Below are 570 nucleotides of genomic sequence, written 5' to 3'. Positions count from 1 at the left end.
GGTGCCGTTGGCGTGCTGCAGCTGCAGCGCGTCCTGGATCTGTTCCGCAGGAGTCGACGCGGCCCGGCGCAGCATGCGCGTGACCTCGTCGAGGGTGCGGCCCCGGGCGTCGTTGAAGTCGTACGCCTGGCAACCGGCCTCCGCGAGCAGGTACCCGTCCAGGTGGGCGAGGGCCTGTTCGAAGTCGACCCAGTGCGGGTCGGTGAACATCTGCGCCGGAGCGTCGACCGGGCCGCCGTAGCAGACCATGCCGATCGCGCCGACCGTGCACGCCGGCGGGGTGAACACCCCGGACGTGCCGTCGTAGTATGAGCCCTGGATCCAGCCGTGCCGCTCCAGGTACAGAGCAGCGCTGCGCAGCACTGTCGGGTGGGTGTCCGCCGACTCGTCGCCGGGCAGGTCCAGCCCTTGCAGGAGCTGCTGACCTTTCTCGGTCAGGTCGTAGCGATCCTGCGAGGTCAGCGGGTCAGCCCCGGTCGAGGTCGCCGAGGCGATCCAGGACTGGAAGCGATCCGTGTCGGTCAGCATCTCGGTGAATGCCGAGGGCTCCGGGGTCGCGTTGTTCTGATT

1 protein-coding gene is annotated in these 570 nt (G+C 69.1%); it reads right to left on the bottom strand.

The genetic code is table 11. From position 1 onward, the window contains the following. A partial coding sequence (locus tag ADL15_RS54225; RefSeq protein ID WP_067691829.1) for a DUF6197 family protein occupies positions 1-570 on the bottom strand: 570 nt, incomplete at both ends.

The organism is Actinoplanes awajinensis subsp. mycoplanecinus (genome assembly GCF_001509495.1).
GTDB classification, from domain to species: Bacteria; Actinomycetota; Actinomycetes; order Mycobacteriales; family Micromonosporaceae; genus Actinoplanes; species Actinoplanes palleronii.
The sequence above is the reverse complement of the archived record's forward strand: the minus strand, read 5'-3'. Positions and strand labels throughout refer to the sequence as shown.